The 19,679-nt window shown below is 42.2% G+C and carries 16 protein-coding genes; 5 read left to right on the top strand and 11 right to left on the bottom strand.

The genetic code is table 11. The features are described 5' to 3' along the window. The coding region (locus RFK25_RS00640; protein WP_332410687.1) for an IS3 family transposase at positions 1-467 on the top strand (467 nt) is incomplete at its 5' end. Positions 468-520: 53 nt separating this feature from the next. Here RFK25_RS00640 and alr read toward each other — a convergent pair. The 5 genes from alr to RFK25_RS00665 all read right to left on the bottom strand — a co-directional run bounded on the left by alr (position 521) and on the right by RFK25_RS00665 (position 7,675). Then, positions 521-1,624: an alanine racemase gene (gene alr / locus RFK25_RS00645; protein WP_332410689.1), complete on the bottom strand. Its 1,104-nt coding sequence runs from the start codon at positions 1,622-1,624 to the stop codon at positions 521-523. Continuing rightward, positions 1,617-1,976 (bottom strand): holo-ACP synthase, encoded by a 360-nt coding sequence (gene acpS / locus RFK25_RS00650; protein ID WP_332410691.1) that lies wholly within the window; start codon positions 1,974-1,976, stop codon positions 1,617-1,619. The genes alr and acpS overlap by 8 nt, the downstream gene beginning before the upstream one ends. A gap of 82 nt (positions 1,977-2,058) precedes the next feature. Next, the gene (gene secA / locus RFK25_RS00655) at positions 2,059-4,584 is read right to left on the bottom strand and encodes a preprotein translocase subunit SecA (RefSeq protein WP_332410693.1); all 2,526 of its coding nucleotides are present in this window, start codon (positions 4,582-4,584) and stop codon (positions 2,059-2,061) included. Between the two features lie 126 nt (positions 4,585-4,710). Then, on the bottom strand, positions 4,711-5,592 hold the full coding sequence (scrK, locus tag RFK25_RS00660) for a fructokinase ScrK (RefSeq protein WP_105118265.1): 882 nt from the start codon (positions 5,590-5,592) through the stop codon (positions 4,711-4,713). 193 nt (positions 5,593-5,785) lie between these two features. Further along, positions 5,786-7,675, bottom strand: a complete 1,890-nt coding sequence (locus tag RFK25_RS00665; RefSeq protein WP_332410698.1) for a sucrose-specific PTS transporter subunit IIBC — start codon at positions 7,673-7,675, stop codon at positions 5,786-5,788. 204 nt (positions 7,676-7,879) lie between these two features. On the opposite strand from RFK25_RS00665, the gene RFK25_RS00670 reads away from it, so the two are divergent. After that, positions 7,880-9,334 carry a sucrose-6-phosphate hydrolase gene (locus RFK25_RS00670; protein WP_332410700.1) on the top strand — a complete coding sequence of 485 codons (1,455 nt, stop codon included), beginning with the start codon at positions 7,880-7,882 and terminating at the stop codon, positions 9,332-9,334. Continuing rightward, the gene (locus RFK25_RS00675; protein WP_332410702.1) at positions 9,315-10,280 is read left to right on the top strand and encodes a LacI family DNA-binding transcriptional regulator; all 966 of its coding nucleotides are present in this window, start codon (positions 9,315-9,317) and stop codon (positions 10,278-10,280) included. Before RFK25_RS00670 ends, RFK25_RS00675 begins: the two co-directional genes overlap by 20 nt. Before the next feature lie 66 nt (positions 10,281-10,346). On the opposite strand, the gene nusB is transcribed toward RFK25_RS00675, so the two are convergent. The 6 genes from nusB to uvrA all read right to left on the bottom strand — a co-directional run bounded on the left by nusB (position 10,347) and on the right by uvrA (position 17,272). Next, a complete protein-coding gene (nusB, locus tag RFK25_RS00680) occupies positions 10,347-10,766 on the bottom strand; it encodes a transcription antitermination factor NusB (RefSeq protein WP_172028939.1) in 420 nt (139 codons plus the stop codon). After that, complete coding sequence (locus tag RFK25_RS00685) at positions 10,756-11,148, bottom strand: Asp23/Gls24 family envelope stress response protein (RefSeq protein ID WP_029174634.1); 393 nt, start codon at positions 11,146-11,148, stop codon at positions 10,756-10,758. Before RFK25_RS00685 ends, nusB begins: the two co-directional genes overlap by 11 nt. Before the next feature lie 26 nt (positions 11,149-11,174). Further along, complete coding sequence (gene efp / locus RFK25_RS00690; RefSeq protein WP_332410704.1) at positions 11,175-11,732, bottom strand: elongation factor P; 558 nt, start codon at positions 11,730-11,732, stop codon at positions 11,175-11,177. Between the two features lie 64 nt (positions 11,733-11,796). Beyond that, the gene (locus RFK25_RS00695; RefSeq protein ID WP_332410705.1) at positions 11,797-12,858 is read right to left on the bottom strand and encodes a M24 family metallopeptidase; all 1,062 of its coding nucleotides are present in this window, start codon (positions 12,856-12,858) and stop codon (positions 11,797-11,799) included. A 120-nt stretch (positions 12,859-12,978) separates the two neighbouring features. Beyond that, positions 12,979-14,325, bottom strand: coding sequence for a DUF1266 domain-containing protein (locus tag RFK25_RS00700; protein ID WP_332410706.1), 1,347 nt, complete (start codon positions 14,323-14,325; stop codon positions 12,979-12,981). A 121-nt stretch (positions 14,326-14,446) separates the two neighbouring features. Beyond that, positions 14,447-17,272 carry an excinuclease ABC subunit UvrA gene (gene uvrA, locus RFK25_RS00705; protein WP_332410708.1) on the bottom strand — a complete coding sequence of 942 codons (2,826 nt, stop codon included), beginning with the start codon at positions 17,270-17,272 and terminating at the stop codon, positions 14,447-14,449. 772 nt (positions 17,273-18,044) lie between these two features. Here uvrA and RFK25_RS00710 point away from each other — a divergent pair. Together RFK25_RS00710 and RFK25_RS00715 are read left to right on the top strand one after the other, a co-directional pair. Then, positions 18,045-18,989, top strand: a complete 945-nt coding sequence (locus tag RFK25_RS00710; protein ID WP_105118273.1) for a magnesium transporter CorA family protein — start codon at positions 18,045-18,047, stop codon at positions 18,987-18,989. A 15-nt stretch (positions 18,990-19,004) separates the two neighbouring features. Further along, entirely contained in the window at positions 19,005-19,661 is a 657-nt protein-coding gene (locus RFK25_RS00715; protein ID WP_332410709.1) for a DUF1129 domain-containing protein, read from the top strand. Positions 19,662-19,679 lie beyond the last annotated feature (18 nt).

A 19,679-nucleotide genomic window follows, 5' to 3' on the forward strand; every position in this document is an offset into this window, starting at 1 on the left:
TGACTGAGTTCGCTCTGCCAAATTGTGCTGAAAAACTCTATCTTTCTCCTGTTCTGGATGGCTATAATAGCGAAATTATTGATTTTACCTTATCCCGCTCTCCAAACCTCATACAAGTCAAGACCATGCTTGAGAAGGTCTTCCCTGAGGAAACTTACCCAAATACCATTCTCCATAGTGACCAAGGTTGGCAATACCAACATGAAGTCTATCACCGTTTTCTTGCAAGTAAAGGCATACGTCCTTCCATGTCTCGCAAGGGAACCAGCACAGATAATGGCATGATGGAGTCCTTCTTTGGCATCTTGAAAACAGAAATGTTTTACGGATTTGAGAAAAATTTCAAGTCTCTGGATCAACTGGAGCAAGCTATCACCAAGTATATTTTTTACTACAACAATAAACGCATTAAAGAAAAACTAAAAGGACTTAGTCCTGTTCAGTACAGAACTAAATCCTTTCAATAATATTTTTTGTCTAACTTTTTGGGGTCAGTACATACTTCCTAGCATGGTTTTTTTTATTCGAAAAAGCGTGGTAAACGGTCAGTTAATAGGCAGACAACCTCATAATTGATAGTACCAATATAGTCTGCCCAATCTTGAACGCTAATGCTATTTTTATTATCTTGCCCGATTAAGGTAACTCTTTCACCGATTGGATAGTAGTCTGGTAAGCGAATGGTAATTTGGTCCATAGAAATCCGCCCTACTATTTCACAAGGTTTGCCATCGACTAAAACATGAAAACCTTGCAAACTTCTTACCATTCCATCCGCATAGCCAATCGGAACGGTGGCAATCCACTCTGTTTCTGAGCTAGTATAAGTAGCTCCATAACCAATTACAGTTCCAGCCTGAACCTGCTTGACATGGACAATTTCCGAAACCAGGGACAAGGCTGGTTCCACCGAAAATGGTAATTCTAGGGTCCTCCCACTTGGGTTCATTCCGTAGAGAATATTGCCCAGACGAACCAGATTAAAGACAGTGTCTGTATGCCAAATGCTGGTCGCAGAATTGCTGGCATGAACCCAGCGTGGCAAACGTGGCAAGAGAGCCAAATAAGCTTTAAAGCTAGACAACTGTTCTTGGAATTGCCTTTCATCTACCTCGTCTGCTGTTGCAAAATGGGTAAAAATACCTTCTAGCTCAAACTCTAAATCATCTAACAAATCCAGAGCCTGTTGCAATTCCTCTTCACTTCGAAAACCAATTCGCCCCATACCCGTATCGATTTTTAAATGAACTGCTAGTCCAGAAAAATCCAAATCTAGCTTAGCTACTTGGGTCAACCATTCTAAACTAGCAACTGTCACGCTAATATTTAACTGATGAGCTAGGTCTAAGAAGTTCGGAGGCACAATACCTAAAATCAAAATAGGATCTTCAATACCTGCCCTACGCAATTCTAAAGCCTCGTCCAAGTTAGATACGCAAAAACCAGTTACCTTACTGGATAATTTCCTTGCTACTGCAACTGCCCCATGGCCGTAAGCATTAGCCTTAACAACCGCGAAGGCAGCGGTCTTATTTGGCAAACCACCCATCACTTTTTCCAGATTAGCGACGATAGCATCTAAATGAATACCTACTTGCGTGGGGCGATGTTCACTCTCAATCATCTTTCTCCTCCAAAATAACACTAGCCTGGGCAAAATTTCCTGAATGACTAATGCTTAACCATACTTTCCCTGAAAAATGTCTAGAAACTAAGCAAGGGACACCGTTACTAGCATTTGAAATCTCAATATCTCGAAAAGTAACCTTGCCAATCCCAGTACCTAAAGCCTTAACGAAAGCTTCTTTAGCGGCCCAACGGCCCGCCAGATATTCCAGCTGGCGACGACCTTGTAACCCTTGATACCGTTCAAATTCTCTTTCTGTTAAAATCCGTTTGGGAAAATCACTATGTTTCTTTCTAGCACGCTCAATCGCCTCTATTTCTTGAAGGTCAATACCATGCCCAACTATCATTGAAACCTCGCCTCATTTTCACATTTCATCCTTTGGAACAATTGAAAAGGAACTGGACAGCCGTCCAGTCCCTTGTTCTTTGCTATTTACGGCCGTGACAATTTTTAAATTTCTTACCAGACTGACATGGGCATGGTGCATTTCGATCTACGCCTTCGAAAGATACTTGTTCTTTCACCATGGCAGACTGCGCCGGAATAATATTTTTCACTGCTGTTGTATGAGATTCTTGTCTTGCACGCTCACGCTCAATATTATCGTGGATTTGAGCCTTCATCATTAAACGAGTGACCTCAAACTCAATGGCACCAATCATATCATTAAACATGGTAAAAGCTTCTGATTGGTATTCAACAATTGGATTGTTTTGAGCATAACCACGCAAACTAACAGCATTACGCAACTGATCCAAGGAATCAATATGATCTGTCCATTTGCTATCTACTACACGGAGAATAAGGACCTTTTGGAACTCACGAACCCGCTCTTCATCACGTAATTTTTCAACCTGTGAAGCATAAACTGACAAGGCACGTTCATAGAGTTCATCAATAATTTCCTGCTTACTTAAATCCTCCAGATAAGCCAGACTTAAACTACCTTCCTCAACCAGATTAGCATGTGCAAATTGAGCAATCGCTACCACTGCTTCTTCTTTAGAATTCAAGAAATGACCTTCCACCTGGCGCTCAATGGTACGCTTGATCATGGCTTTAATTTCTGGAGCTAGATCTCGATCAGCTGTAATGACATCGTGACGTTGACTGTATATAATCTCACGTTGTTCACGCATGACATCATCGTATTGAAGAACTTGTTTACGGGAATCATAGTTATTTCCTTCAACACGTTTTTGGGCTGCTTCAACTTGTCTCGTCAACATCTTAGACTTAATAACAGATTCTTCCTCAGTCAAGTTCATACGTTCCATAAAGGCCTTAATTCGTTCCGAACCAAAACGCTTCATCAAATCGTCTTCCAATGAGAGATAGAATTGAGACTCACCCTTGTCCCCTTGACGTCCTGCACGTCCACGGAGCTGGTTATCAATACGTCGACTTTCATGTCGCTCTGTTCCGATAACACATAGACCACCCAAATCCAATACGCCAGGACCTAACTTGATATCTGTACCACGTCCCGCCATGTTGGTCGCAATGGTAACAGCTCCACGCTGACCGGCATTCATGATAATTTGAGCTTCACGGTAGTGGTTTTTGGCATTCAACACTTCGTGTGGCACACCTGCAGCAACCAATTTTTGCGAAATTAAATCAGAAGTCTCAACCGCAACTGTACCTACAAGCACTGGTTGACCTTTTTCATAACGACGTTTGACATCCGCAACCACCGCATTGAACTTATACTCCAAACTTGGGTAAAGTAAATCTTCGTGGTCAATACGTTGAATTGGGCGGTTTGTTGGGATTGGAATAATGCGAATGTTATAAATTTCGCGGAATTCTTCCTCTTCAGTCTTACCAGTACCAGTCATACCCGAGAGCTTTTTATACATACGGAATAGGTTCTGGTAGGTAATGGAAGCACTGGTCTTGGATTCATTTTGAACCGGAACACCTTCCTTGGCTTCAATGGCTTGGTGAAGTCCATCAGAATAACGACGACCTTCCATGGTACGACCCGTAAACGGATCGATAATCATAACCTCTTGCTCTTCATTCACAAGATAATCTACATCGTAGGTCATGATGTAGTTGGCACGAAGGGCATTGTCCAAGAAGTGAGTAATAGCTACATTTTCTATATCATACAAGTTATCTAACTTGAAGAATTTCTCAGCCTTGTCAATCCCTGAGTCTGACAGACCAATCGTTTTAGATGGTACATCAATGATATAGTCTTCGGTATTTAAGGATTTGACCAACTTATCTGCTAAGAAGTAAAGTTGATTGGTTTCTGAACCCTGAGGACCAGATACAATCAAAGGTGTACGCGCTTCATCAATCAGGATAGAATCGACCTCATCAACCAAGGCATAGTTGAGCGGACGTTGTACCATATCTTCCGCACGCACAACCATGTTATCACGAAGATAGTCAAAACCGATCTCAGAGTTGGTCGAATAGGTAATGTCACAGTTATAGGCTTCTCGTTTTTCAAAAGGTGACTTAGCCGCGAGGTTAATCCCCACAGACAAGCCTAGCCAAGAATAAAGCTCACCCATCTCTGTTGCATCACGAGTTGATAAGTATTCGTTTACCGTTACAACGTGTACTCCTTCGCCTGAAAGAGCATTGAGATAAACTGGCATGGTCGCAGTAAGGGTTTTTCCTTCACCTGTACGCATCTCTGGCACATCACCATTATGGAGAACAATTCCCCCCATAACCTGCACCTTATAGGGATAAAGCCCCAAGACACGTTTCGCAGCCTCTCGCACAACCGCATAGGCTTCATACAGTAAATCATCTAGTGACTCACCATTTGCATAACGTTCCTTAAATTCTATCGTCTTTGCTTGTAATTGCTCATCCGTTAAAGCGGCCATCTCGTCTGCATAAGAGAAAACCTTATCCGCCATTCTTTCAAGTTTTCTTTGTTCTCCCTTGTCATTTTCGATAAGAGAACGAAGTTTGTTTGCTAACATATATTTCATCCTATTTCAAGTTTTAATCAATAATCTATTGTAGCAAAAAAATAGTTAATTTTCAAGATTTCCCCTCTTGTATCCAAGAAAGGCGCACAAAAAAATCCGAACAAGTCGGATTTTTCATTATTTTTCAGATACTTGTTTGGCCAAGGCAAAGTTTCCAAGTGTAGCTGAACCATTTTCAGCAACTGCAGGGGTTACAATGTACTCTTTGACATCTGGTGTTGGAAGGTAATCATTCATCAAACCAACAAATTTCTCACGTACACGGTTGAGCATGTGCTCTTGCGCCATAACCCCACCACCAAATACAATGACTTGCGGACGGTATAGCAGAGTTGCCTGAACAGCTGCTTGAGCGATGTAATAGGCTTGAACATCCCAGACATCTGAGTTAAGTTCGATCAATTCACCACGGATGCCAGTACGGCCCTCAAGTGAAGGACCTGCCGCCAATCCTTCCAAACAGCCATTGTGGAATGGACATACGCCGTTGAACTCATGCTTAACATCATAAGGGTGCAGAGCAACATAAGTATGACCTGCTTCTGTATGGCCCAAACCACCGATAAACTCACCGTTTTGGATAGCACCTGCACCGATACCTGTACCGATTGTGTAATAAACCAAGCTCTTAACACCCTTACGAACCAAGGTTTCACCATAGGCAGATGAGTTAACATCTGTTGTAAAGTAGAATGGAATGTTAAATTCTTTAGCAATCAAACCAAGCAAATCAATGTTTGACCAATGTGGCTTAGGAGTTGATGTAATATAGCCATATGTTTGTGAGTTTTGGTCAATATCAATTGGACCGAATGAACCAATGGCAATACCTGCCAAACGATCCTCATAACGCTTGAAAAATTCAACTGTACGTTCAATAGTTTCATAAGGCGTTGTCGTTGGAAATTGTGTTTTTTCAATTACTTGAAAGTTCTCATCACCAACCGCACAAACAAACTTCGTTCCACCAGCTTCAAGGCTTCCGTATAATTTTGTCATGAATTTTCTCCCTTTTTGTTTTTTTCATTATACCATAGATAGAAATAGAAGAAAAAGGCTTACCGCCTTTTTCCTAGATATATTATTTCTAGGCTCTCATCTTACTTTCAGTACTAGGCAACGAGCCGCAGGCATAACTGAAGTTAGGCAAGGCGAGTTAACGAAGTAATGAAAGCAAAGAGGAGGTCTAGAATTATTTTGCAACTTTCAAGAAGTCTTCCCCGTGAGCGATTGTTCCCTCAGCAAGTGGTGAAACTTCTGTGAAGTCTGCTGTATTTGTCACGATGATCATAGTTGTATCATCAAGACCAGCTTCTGCAATTTTCGCTGCATCGAATTTAGCAAGTGGCGTACCAGCTTTCACCTTGTCGCCAGCTGCAACCAATTTCTCAAATCCATTACCGTTCATTGATACAGTATCAATACCGATGTGAATTAAAAGTTCAGCACCAGACGCTGTTTTCAATCCGTAAGCATGGCCTGTTTCAAAAGCAATTGTTACTTCTGCATCTGCTGGAGCGTAAACAACACCCTCAGATGGTTTAACAGCCAATCCTTTACCCATAACTCCTGATGAGAAGACTGGGTCATTAACATTTTCAAGGGCAACAACGTCACCTGAAAGTGGAGATACAAGAGTTTCTTCAGCTACAAGTCCTGTTTCTGCTTCTTCAAGCGTTTCAGCTGTTTCTTGTGCTGAAGCACTAGGCTTTTTTACATCTTTCTCCTCATCTTCATAACCGAAGAAGTAAGTAAGAGCAAAACCAAGAGCAAATGATACGGCAACCATAAGGATGTATGGAAGAATTTGACCATTACCTGCGTAAAGTGTCAAACCTGGGATGATAGTAACACCCATACCTGTACCGGCAAGACCAAGAAGAGATGCTACAGCACCACCGATGGCACCCGCAACCAATGAAAGAAGAAATGGTTTGCGGAAACGCAAGTTAACACCGAAGATAGCTGGCTCAGTAATACCAAGGAAGGCAGAAAGAGCTGCTGGGAAAGCAAGAGCTTTCAATTTAGGATTCTTAGTTTTCACACCAACCGCTACTGTAGCAGCACCTTGTGCTGTCATAGCTGCAGTGATGATAGCGTTGAATGGGTTAGCACCAGTGTTTGCTACCAATTGAGCTTCCAAGAAGTTGAAGATATGGTGAACACCTGATACAACGATAACTTGATGAACACCACCGATAAGGAGACCACCAAGACCCATTGGCAAGTTCAAGATAGCTTGTGTACCAGCCAAGATGTAGTTTTCAACCACGTGGAAGACTGGACCAATCACAAAGAGACCAAGGATTGACATAACAAACAAGGTAATGAATGGTGTTACCAAGAGATCAAGAACTTCTGGAACTACCTTGCGGACTGCTTTCTCAAATTTAGCACCAATCAAACCGATGATGAAGGCTGGCAATACTGAACCTTGCAAACCTACAACTGGGATGAAACCGAAGAAGATAGTTGGTTTCACATCGCCACCTGATGCTACAACCCAAGCGTTTGGCAACTGACCCGCAATAAGCATCATACCAAGAACGATACCGATTGTTTGGTTACCACCGAATACACGGAATGTTGACCATACCACCAAGGCTGGCAATACGATGAAGGCTGTATCAGTCAAGATTTGTGAGTAAACGTTCAAATCTTCTGGAAGAGTATAACCGAGTGCTCCAAGAAGTCCACGAAGACCCATGAAAAGACCAGTTGCTACGATCGCAGGGATGATTGGAACGAATACGTCACCGAAGGTACGGATAGCACGTTGGAAAGCATTGCCTTGCTTAGCAGCTTCTGCTTTCTGCTCACCAGTAGTCGCTGTTGGTAACCCAAGGGCAACGACTTCATCGTAGATCTTGTTTACTGTACCAGTACCAAAGATGATTTGGTATTGACCAGAGTTGAAGAAAGCACCTTGTACTTTTTCGATATTTTCGACTGTATCCTTGTCGATTTTCCCTTCATCAACGACCATGACACGAAGGCGAGTCGCACAGTGGGCAACACTACGTACGTTCTCACGTCCACCCAGGGCGTCAATGACTTTTTTTGCAATTTCAGTATTGTTCATCTTGCAAAAATCTCCTTAAATTATTTTTTGTTTTTTGAAAGTGTTTTCACACTTTCGATGGTTTTATTATATCACTTTTACAAAATATGTCAAACGTTTTGCAGAATTTTTTAAAAAATTCCAATAATCATTGTAAAAAGCTTGATTTTTCACAAGAAAACGTTTACTATAATAATTGAAATATTAGATAAAATTGGAGATAGTATGGCCTTTACTACTGAAGAACGTTACAGAGCTTATGCTGACTGGACGCCAGAATACATTGAAAAAATCAAAAAGAATACGGAGAGTTCCCCTTGGAGAACTAATTTCCACATTGAAACTCCACACGGTCTTTTGAATGACCCGAATGGATTTTCTTATTTTAATGGAAAATGGACCCTCTTTTACCAATACTTCCCATTTGGTGCAGCACATGGCTTAAAATCATGGGTTCATACAGAGTCCACTGACCTTATTCACTTTGAAGAAACGGGTGCAGTCATGTATCCCGATACGCCACTGGATAGCCACGGTGCCTACTCTGGTTCTGCTATGGAATTCGGCGATAAACTCTTTTTATTCTATACAGGAAATGTCCGCGATGAAAATTGGGTCCGCCATCCTTATCAAATTGGTGCCTTGATGGACAAGGACGGCAAGATTGAAAAAATTGATAAGATTTTGATTGACCAACCAGAGGATACAACCGACCACTTCCGTGATCCACAAATCTTCAACTACAAGGGACAATATTACGCCATCGTTGGTGGACAAAACTTAGACAAGAAAGGTATTGTTAAACTCTATAAGGCTGAAAACAATGACTACCTCAACTGGACCTTGGTTGGTGACCTGGATTTTGCTAATGATATGACTGCCTACATGATGGAATGTCCAAATATCGCCTTTGTCGGTGAGCAACCAATTCTTCTTTATTGCCCTCAAGGTTTGGATAAAGAAGTCTTGGACTATGGTAACATCTATCCAAATATGTACAAGATTGGTCAGAGTTTCGATCCAGAAACAGCAACTATTGTAGAGCCTAGCGAACTCATCAATCTGGACTATGGTTTCGAGTGCTACGCAACCCAGGCCTTCAACGCTCCTGATGGTCGCACCCTTTCTGTCAGCTGGTTGGCCCTTCCTGATGTAGAATACCCAACTGATGCTTATGATTATCAAGGTTGCTTGTCATTGGTCAAAGAATTGTCTATCAGGGACGGCAAACTTTACCAATACCCAGTTGAAGCTATTACCAGTCTTCGTCAAGAATCTCAGCCATTTTCAAACCAAAAAGAAACCAACAATGTTTATGAGCTGGAAATTGAATTTGCTGCTGGAAGCAAGCATGAAATCGTGCTATTTGCAAACCAAGACAATAAAGGTCTAGTCTTGACTGTTGACACAGAAAATGGACAGATTACATTGGATCGCGAACATTGTGGTCAGCCATTTGCTCTTGATTTTGGCACAAGTCGCGCTTGTGATATTGAGCCTGGAGCGCTTACTACCAATATTTTCATCGACAAGTCTGTCTTTGAAATTTTCATCAATAAAGGAGAAAAAGTATTTTCTGGTCGCGTTTTCCCTGATGCAGATCAAAATGGTATTGCCATCGCTGCTGGAAACCCTACTGGAACTTACTATCATTTAGATTATGGTTGCAAAACTAACTGATGTCGCCCAGTTAGCCGGAGTTAGTCCGACAACGGTTTCTCGTGTCATCAATAAAAAAGGCTACTTATCAAAAAAAACGGTCCGCAAGGTTGAGGAAGCTATGCGAGAATTAGGTTACAAGCCCAATAATTTAGCTCGTAGCTTACAAGGAAAGTCAGCTAAACTGGTTGGCTTGATTTTCCCAACTATCAATAATATCTTTTATGCCGAATTGATCAGTCATCTCGAAAGCCAGCTCTTTAATCGTGGTTACAAGACGATTATTTGCAATAGCCAACACGAATCTGAGAAGGAAAGAGAATATCTGGAAATGTTGGCAGCCAACCAGGTAGATGGCATTATCTCTGGTAGTCATAACCTGGGTATCAAGGATTATGATCGAGTGTCTGCTCCCATCATAGCCTTCGACCGCAACCTGTCACCGTCAATCCCAGTGGTATCTTCTGATAACCATGCTGGAGGTGTACTTGCTGCCAAAACATTGAAAAAGGCTGGTTGCCAGCGACCTATTATGATTTCTGGTAATGACGATTCAAATTCCCCAACTGGACTTCGTCAATTAGGCTTTCTCTCCATCTTACCAGATACCATAGTCTACCACGTTTCCAGTGATTTCTCTCCCGTTAGAAAAGAAATGGAAATCCGTACGATTATTGAAAAACATCAACCAGATGGTATTTTCGTGTCTGGTGATGCTACTGCTATGTTGGTCTGGAATGTGGCACGTTCGCTCAACCTGTCCATTCCACAAGATCTTAAACTGATTGGCTATGATGGAACCCACTTTATTGAAAACTACTATCCTCAACTGACAACGATTAAGCAACCCTTAGATGATATCGCAAAACTAATGGTTGATTTATTGATTGAGAAAATTGAGGGTAAGGAATTAAGCAAACATAATTATATCTTGCCAGTTTCCCTACTTGCAGGGGCTAGTATATAAAATGAACTGTACCTGATATCAATCTGGTACAGTTTTTTGTTGGTCAAAAATAAAAAAAGAAACCACTTAGGCTTCTTCTTTTACAAATTTGCTCAAAACACCATTGATAAATTTGGCTGAGGATTCATCTGAGAATTCTTTGGCTAGTTCGATAGCCTCATTGACAGCTACACGGTCTGGTGTTTCTTCGAAATGCAAGATTTCAAATAGACCTAAACGCATGATATTCTTATCAATCAAGGTCAATCGGTCCAAGGTCCAACCTGCTTTTAGTCGGCTAGATAATTCCTTGTCCAAATCCTCACGATAATCTGCCACACCATTGACAAGATTTAGAAGGAAAAGCGGAATTTCAACACCTTCATGCTCTTCTTCTTGGTCGTAAAGATAGGAGAATTGGGCTGCCTGTACAGGTTCTTGACCAAATTCCAGTGATACGATTGCCTGCAAAGCACACTTACGCAGGGCGTGTCTGTTATTCTTCATCAAGGAAATCCTCTCCGAACAAATCTTTCAAGGCTGGTTTTGGTGTTTTATCTGGAACAATGCCATTGACATGAATATTGACAGCAGTCACTTCAACTTCTGCGTAGTTATAAATAGCTGTTTTAACTGCACGTTGAATATCCATAGATACAGCTGGAACATTGACACCGTATTCTAGGTAAACATAGATGTCTGCTGTTACTTTTCCTTCGTCGTCAGTTTGAAGGTAAACACCTTTATTTAAGGAAGATTTTGACCAAGTATCTGCCACACGTTTGTTATGAAGAGAATGTACCCCTTCCACTTTGGCTGCCGCAATACCTGTAATCACTTCAAGAACGCGTGGTGCAATGACGATTTCACCTTGGTATTCTGTTGTCATAAGCTCTCCTTTCTAGGAGGAAACCCTTAAGCGCGTGATACGTAAGTTCCCTCTGCTGTGTTGATAACCAGTTTTTGACCTGCTTCGATGAAGTCTGGCACGTTGACCACCAAACCTGTTTCCATAGTAGCAGGTTTACCTGAACCAGTTACAGTTGCACCTTTGATAGATGGCTGTGTTTCTGCTACAACCAATTCAACAGTTGTTGGTACAGTCACACCGATTACTTCAGTTCCGTAGAACTGGATTTTCACATCTGAGTTTTCCAAGATGTAAAGCAATTCTTCTTTGATAGTTGCTACTGGAATTTCATACTGGTCATAGGTTTCAGTATTCATGAAGAAAGCTGTATCTTCCATTTGATATAGGTATTGTGCTGGAACTGTTTCGATAATGGCTTGTTCAAATTTTTCATCTGGACGGTAAGTTGTATCGAAGGTTGAACCTGTACGTACATCACGCAATTTCATACGCATGATAGTGTTCCCCTTACCTGGCTTGTGGTGGCTAGCTTCCAAGACCTTAATCAATTTACCTTCAGCTTCGAAGGTCATACCTGCTCTAAGTTTACTTGCTTCAATCATTGTATTGAATACCTCTTCAAAATTTTATTTATTCGTTTTATTTTACCATAAACTGTCAAATTTCTCAAATGACAATCAACTCTTTTGGAGCTAAGGTTAAGACTTCGCAACCTGTTTCCGTAATCAAGAGGTCATCTTCGATACGGACACCATATTTGTCATCCAGATAGATGCCGGGCTCATCCGTCAAGACCATACCAACCTTGATTGGCTCGTCAGATTTTCCAAAGTAAGGATATTCATGAATGTCCAAACCAATCCCGTGCCCAATCCCGTGCGTGAAGTTGGCTCCATAACCAGCCGCATTGATAATCTCACGAGGAATAGCGTCAAACTCGCGGTAGGTGACACCTTCCTTGGCCTGGTCAATTAAAGCCTTGTTGGCACGCAAAACCACATCGTAAATCTCACGTTCTTGGTCTGTCACATGACCGATATGGATGGTCCGTGTCATATCGCTGACATAATGTTGGTAGTAGCAGCCAAAGTCCAAGGTCAGCGTTTCACCAGTCTGGATAAGCTTTTCTGAGGCTCTTCCATGGGGCATGGCAGAGCGGTAGCCAGATGCCACAATGAACTCAAATGATGCCCCTTCGGCACCGAGTTGACGCATGCGGTGGTCAAGGAAATGATTGACGTCCATTTCAGTCGTCTGACCTGGTTTGATAAAGTCAAGAACATCAATAAAAGCCTGATCCGAAATTTGACAAGCACGGCGAATGGTCGCAATTTCCTTCTCGTCCTTAATCATGCGCAAGTCTTCTATAAAATTGGACATAACAACCAACTGATACCCCTCAAAAATGCTGGTCAGATGTTGATAGAAACCATAGGTCACCTCGCTATCAAAACCAATGGTTTCAAGACCATCTTCCTTTATCACCTTTGAAATCTCTTCAAGGGCAAAACGGCTATCAATAATATCAAAGCCCTGCACTGTAGCCTTGGCAATCAAGGTATAGCGTGCATCGGTCACAAACAAGCGACGTTTGCCACTGATGAAAACAGTCGCCTCAGTTCCCCAAAAACCTGTTAGATAATAAATATTATTCTGTCCAGTCACCAAGATGCCGTCCACATCTGATTGGGCTAATTTTGCTTCGAATTTTTCAAGTCTTTTTTGCATTCTATTCCTCCAAAGATTTTGTAACTATTATAGCAGAAATGCACAGAATTACCAATAAACTTCCAATAAACAAGAAAAAGCCGCTTGGCGACTTTTCAAAACAGCATTAAGAGTTTCTTCTCATTTCCCTTTAAATTCACGAATCCGTTGAGGAATACCCTCTAAAAATTGATTCATTTTTTGTTGCCATTCATTTTCAAGAGCTTTCCTTTCTTGAGAATCTAGGTCGTCAATAGCCTTACTATTTAGGCCGATTTCGCTTAAAACTGGACTGACATTAGAGATTGTCTTTTTGCCAAAATGAATTTTACTTTCTTCCATCCATAAATTAAGTGAGGAGCTTAACTCAACTTGTTCCCAAGGGATTCTGACAAGTGCTGGTTTGCCGAATAATTTCTTCTTAAAGGTGTAGACAGCTTCCTCTGTAAAGATAAGATTTAAACTTAGAGTTCCTTCAAACATGGCAAAAATATGTTCTTCATGCAACTCCTTGTAGCTTGGATAATGATACCAAAATACTCTAGCCGAATAAAGACTTGCATACTCCTTTGGTAAAAGAATTGTATCTTGTTCTTGCAAGTTTTTTTCTGCAATCATCCATTCAAGATTATTCTCAATAAGGGGAGTCCAAAAAACGTAATCTGCAAGTTCGCTCAGGTACTGATAGCGTTCATAATCGATAAAAGTTGGGTCTATAGAGGTTCCTTCTAGGGAAGCAAGCAAATCATTTGAAGGCGCAGTAAGTCCTGGAATCTCACCCTTATAATCCACACGATTTTGCCTTGGTTTTAACTCTTTAACAATTTCTTCAGGTAAGAGGTTTTCTAACAATGCTGTCAAGTTGGTTAACTCATGATTTCCCCAAAAAGTACCATAAGAAAAGACATTCGTCGGTGCAATACAAAAAGAATAAACATCTACCACATATTCCTCAACGCTTGTAATCGTTTCTGAGCTAGGAACAAACTGAAGTAATTTTCCCAGTACACAAGATGCTAGGTATTGTTCCCAAGTCTGATAACTATTTTTGATACGCTCTGTTTGCTTGGTAAACAGTTCCTCAAATTCTTCTTTAGTAATCAAGCGAGCAGCATACGATTTCGTCAAGACATCAATTATTCGGCAGTCATCAAACCCTTGAATGGTTCGAGAACCTGTTAGTGAATTTAAAGAGAGGTAAAAGTCTTTTACATCAGGAGTGCCTATTCCATCAATAAAAGACGAAACATCTTCTAAAGCATGATAACGACCATCTTCCAGTTTATCAATTTCTTCTTTTAAACTTGAATAATCTGTAATTCCATAGTTTGTTTCTAACATGGTTCGCAACAGACCTCTGGTCATCATATTGACACCTGGCATGACGACACTCATTAGTTCTTTTTCGATAAATTGTCTATTGACTGAATTGGCAAAAACTAAACTGTATCTGTATGGACTGCACAATAAAACGTATTCCGATTGCATGGAGGTCTCCTTGTTAAGAATCTTATTTTTTACATTATATCTGATTTGTACTAGCTTATCAAGCGTAGAAAAAATCGGTGTAAGCTCCAAAAAAAAGAGCCAACGACTCTTTTTAAAATGCTTATTTCAACTTAGTTTTCAAATACTGGCCTGTAAAGCTGGCTGGGTTAGCTGCTACTTCTTCTGGTGTTCCTGTTGCAACAACGGTACCGCCACCAATACCGCCTTCTGGCCCCATGTCGATAATGTGGTCAGCTGTCTTGATAACATCCAGATTGTGTTCGATGACTAGCACGGTATTGCCATCATCAACAAAGCGAGCCAAGACCTTGAGCAACTGGGCAATGTCCTCCGTATGCAAGCCTGTCGTCGGCTCATCCAAGATATACAAGGATTTCCCAGTCGACCGCTTGTGGAGTTCAGAAGCCAACTTCATCCGCTGGGCTTCCCCACCTGATAGAGTGGTTGCAGGTTGTCCCAAAGTCACATAGCCCAAGCCTACATCTTGAATGGTACGAAGTTTCCGCTCAATCTTTGGAATATGTTTGAAGAACTCGACCGCATCATTGACCGTCATATCAAGGACTTGGGCGATATTTTTCTCCTTGTAGTGTACTTCCAAGGTTTCCGAGTTGTAGCGGTGTCCATGACAGACTTCACAGGGAACAAAGACATCTGGCAGGAAATGCATTTCAATCTTGATAATCCCGTCACCAGAACAAGCTTCACACCGTCCACCTTTGACGTTAAAGGAGAAACGTCCCTTCTTGTAGCCACGGATTTTAGCTTCATTGGTCTGGGCAAAGAGGTCACGAATATCGTCAAAGACACCTGTGTAGGTAGCTGGGTTGGAACGCGGTGTTCGTCCAATCGGGCTTTGGTCAATATCAATCAGGCGGTCCAAGTGTTCAATTCCTGAAATGGACTTGAACTTGCCTGGCTTGTCCGAATTGCGATTGAGTTTCTGGGCGATAGCTTTTTTCAAAATGGAGTTGACCAGAGTTGACTTACCAGAGCCAGACACCCCTGTTACCGCTACAAATTTCCCAAGTGGGAAACGAACAGTCACATCTTGCAGGTTGTTTTCCTTGGCACCGGTCACCTCTAAGAATCGACCATTTCCAACACGACGTTCCAAAGGAACTGGAATTTCACGTTTGCCAGACAGGTACTGGCCTGTAATGGATTTTTTATTTTTAGCTACTTGGGCAGGCGTTCCAGAGGCCACGATTTCTCCGCCAAAGACACCCGCACCTGGACCGATGTCAATCAACCAGTCCGCCTCCCGCATGGTGTCCTCATCATGCTCAACAACAATCAGGGTATTGCCCAAATCACGCATCTTTTTCAGGCTGGCAATGAGACGATCATTGTCCCGCTGGTGCAGGCCAATCGACGGCTCGTCCAAAATATAGAGGACACCTGACAGGTTGGAGCCAATCTGGGTCGCCAAACGAATCCGCTGGCTCTCACCACCAGACAATGTCCCCGCAGCTCGTGAAAGCGTTAGGTAATTTAGACCAACGTTGTTAAGGAAGGACAGGCGATCCTTGATTTCCTTGACAATAGGCGTCGCAATAGTTGCTTCATTTTCAGACAAGGTCAGATTTTCAATCACTTGCAAATGATCCGCCACGGACAAGTCTGATAATTGTCCGATATGCAGTCCCTTTTCGCCACCAACTTTGACAGACAGGGCTTGGTCATTGAGGCGATAGCCGTGGCAGGTTCCACAGGTCAGCTCATTCATGTAAGCCTTCATGACCGTCCGCGTATAGTCACTATTGGTTTCACGGTAGCGACGGTTAATATTGGTAATCAAGCCTTCAAATGGAATATCAATATCACGCACCCCACCGAATTCATTTTCATAGTGGAAATGGAATTCTTTGCCGTCCGATCCGTTGAAAATCAGGTTCTTCTCCTCTTCCGTCAATTCCTCGAAAGGCTTATCCATGTCCACACCAAAGTGGTTCATAGCCTGTTCCAACATCTGTGGATAGTAGTTGGATGAGATTGGATTCCACGGAGCCAAGGCACCGTCACGCAAGGTCTTGCTGACATCTGGGACAATCAAATCCGTATCCACTTCCAGCTTCATCCCCAAACCGTCACAATCGCTACAAGACCCAAAAGGAGCATTGAAAGAGAAAAGACGAGGCTCCAACTCGGGCACTGTAAAACCACAAACTGGGCAGGCATAGTACTCAGAGAAGAGCAGTTCCTTCTCATCCATGGTATCGATGATGACATAGCCGTCCGCAATCCGCAGGGCCGCTTCGATAGAATCGAAAAGTCGCGAGCGAATGCCTTCTTTTATCACAATTCGATCGACAACGACTTCAATATTATGAGCCTTGCTCTTGGACAACTCTGGTACTTCCGACACATCATAGACATCACCATTGACCCGCACCCGAACGTAGCCGTCCTTCTGGATTTTCTCAAAAATAGTCTTGTGTTGCCCCTTTTTCTTACGAACAATCGGAGCTAGAATTTGTAAACGCTGGCGTTCTGGCAATTCCAAAACCTCATCGACGATCTGCTCCACCGAAGATGCAGCAATCGCTCCATGCCCGTTGATACAGTACGGCACCCCGACCCGAGCATAAAGCAAGCGGAGATAGTCATTGATTTCTGTTGCCGTTCCGACTGTCGAACGCGGATTCCGCGATGTCGTTTTTTGGTCAATGGAAATAGCAGGGCTGAGACCCTCTATAGAATCCACATCTGGCTTGTCCATGTTGCCCAAGAACTGACGAGCGTAGGCAGACAAAGACTCCACATAGCGACGTTGGCCTTCGGCATACAGAGTATCAAAAGCCAAACTCGACTTACCAGACCCCGACAAACCAGTCACCACCACCAACTTCTCACGCGGAATGGTCACATCAATATTTTTCAAATTATGGGCACGCGCCCCATGAATCACAATATTTTCTTGCATAATTTAAGATACAGGGCCCGTAAAACGCACGGTGAAAATAGGCGGTAAGTCCGAAATCTGTGATTTCGAAGTCGCACCCCCGTCAAGACAACTAGTGCTTTCACAGGTCAAAAACCGAAGAAAGCACAGATGTCTACGACGCAGAAGCCAGTTCCACACGCTTAAACATGAAGAAACCAGCAATTTTTCACACAGCGTTTAGGGCGTGTTCAATTCCTTTCTAGATATAAGTGCGTTAAGAAAGCGAGAAGAAAATAGGAAAATGTGACGTCACATCAGTGACCAAGCATTTTATACTTTACAGTATCCACAGCTGTAATCAACTAAAGTTGAAACATCTATGTATCTTTTTCTCGATGCTTTTAGCACGCATTCAAATCCTTTCTAAGATACAAAGGGCGTCAAATGCATAGTCAAAATAGGCGGTAAGTCTGAAATCTGTGATTTCGAAGTCGCACCCCCGTCAAGACAACTAGTGCTTTCTTCGGTTTTCAACCTGTGAAAGCACTAGTTGTCTTGACGCAGAAGCCAGTTCCACATGCTTAAACATGAAGAAAACAGCAATTTTTGACACTACATTTAGCCCGTGTTCAATTCCTTTCTTAAGAGGCTCTAGCTGTACAATGAGAGATGAGAAAAAGTCCGTACAACTTACTCACTTAAATGTCTTCATATTATATCACAATTCTGCATAAAAGCTTTCCGTAACGACACATTTTTTGGTATAATAGAGGTTGCGTTAACAAAACAATTACAAAAAGGAGGGCGTCATATGAAGCAGATTTTTCTATCAACCATGACAGATTTAGAAGAAATCCAAACCTTTGAACCTGGGGCTTGGATTAATTTGGTCAACCCCTCCCAGAGCGAGTCAATGGAAGTAGCTGAACACTATAAGATTGACATTGCTGACCTCCGGGCACCTCTCGATGCGGAAGAGTCTTCTCGTATTACGGTTGAAGATGACTATACACTAATCTTGGTGGACGTTCCAATTCTGGAGGAGCGCAATAACAAGACCTACTATATCACCATTCCGCTTGGTATTGTATTGACTGAGGATGCGATTATCACAACTTGCTTAGAGCCATTACCACTCTTTGACCAATTTATCCACCGTCGTTTGCGGAATTTCTTTACCTTTATGAAATCCCGCTTCGTTTTCCAAATCCTCTACCGCAATGCCCAGCTCTATCTTTCTGCCCTACGGACCATTGACAGAAAGAGCGAGGAGATTGAGAAACAACTCCACGAAGCAACGCGAAACGAAGAATTGATTGTTCTCATGGAATTGGAAAAAACCATTGTCTATTTCAAGGCTTCCCTGAAAACTAACGAGCGGTTGGTCAAGAAACTAGCTTCTTCTTCTCGCCTATTACGAAAATACGAAGAAGACGAAGATTTGTTGGAAGACACCCTGGTCGAAACCCAACAGGCTATTGAGATGGCAGACATCTATGGTTCCATCCTGAATTCGATGACCCATGCCTTTGCATCCATCATTTCCAACAACCAGAATACCATCATGAAAACCTTGGCCCTCATGACCATTGTCATGTCCATTCCAACCATGGTCTTCTCTGCCTATGGTATGAACTTTAAGGATAACATTATTCCCTTCAACGATATTCCCTATGCATTTTGGTGGATTATCCTCTTCGCCTTTGCCATCAGCTTATCATTAACCTTCTACTTCATTCGTAAGAGATGGTTCTAACATTAGGAGATTACAATGTCATTTACAGAATTTAAAGAATTAACCAAGAAAAACCAGGAATTCATCCACATTGCCACCAACCAGCTCATCAAAGATGGTAAGTCTGATAGCGAAATTAAGGAACTGTTGGAAGAAATCTTGCCGACTATTATCGAGAAACAAAAAACTGGCGTAACAGCTCGCAATCTCTATGGAGCACCGAGTGAATGGGCGGCCAGCAAAACTATTTCTGAACAAGAAAAGAAAGACCAAGTTGAATACAACGAAAATCCTTGGTTGATGTGGCTGGATTCTAGTCTCTTCATGCTGGCTATTATTGCAGGTATCAATGGATTGATGAACTTATTGGGACAAGGTGCCCAGTACGGCTTGTTCACTCTATTGGTCATTGGTTTTGGTGTCGGCGCAGGTATGTACTTCATGTACCACTTCGTTTACAGAGAGCAAATTAAAACTGGTCAACGTCCTAAATTATTAAAAGCAATCCTCTTCCTCGGACTTGCGACCTTGGCTTGGTCACTTGTTTTCCTCTTGGCAGCACTTATCCCTACAAGCCTAAACCCTGTCCTACCTCCGATTGTTACTATTCTAATTGGCGCTGCGGCTTTTGGTGCCCGCTATCTTTTGAAAAAGAAATACAACATCCGTAACGCAATGTCACCTGTACAATAATCAACAAAAGGCGAATGG

The sequence above is a fragment of the Streptococcus sp. SS-4456 genome (assembly GCF_036680365.1).
Classification (GTDB): Bacteria; Bacillota; Bacilli; order Lactobacillales; family Streptococcaceae; genus Streptococcus.